Genomic DNA, 324 nt, shown 5'->3' on the forward strand with positions numbered 1-324 from the left:
GGAGATCGCCCAGGATCTGGCGAGCGTCAAGGAGCGGCTGCAACTGCCGTCCAGCTACAGCAGCTACCAGTCCGATGTGTTCGCCGACACCGCCAAGAGCAACGCTGGGCACGTCGGCTACGCGGCCCGGATCGACCATGGCCTGCTGTTCCCTTTCGCCGCCTCCATCCAGGCCAATCTGGCATTGTTCAATCCGATCGACGCCGGCGTCAGCGTCTCCGGCCAGAACGTGGTGCTGCCGGCCTACACCCACGCCGCCCGCATCCAGACCCAGGGTTACGCGGGGGATCTGTCGATCAGCCAGTACCAGGTGCAGACCCACAC

At 65.4% G+C, this 324-nt stretch carries 1 protein-coding gene; it reads left to right on the forward strand.

Annotated features, from left to right (window positions below):
• The coding region (locus ACSHWJ_RS16025; RefSeq protein WP_432540118.1) for a hypothetical protein at nucleotides 1-324 on the forward strand (324 nt) is incomplete at both ends.

Origin of the sequence: Methylococcus sp. S1M, from assembly GCF_051295855.1 — a bacterium.
In the GTDB taxonomy this organism is placed as follows: domain Bacteria; phylum Pseudomonadota; class Gammaproteobacteria; order Methylococcales; family Methylococcaceae; genus Methylococcus; species Methylococcus capsulatus.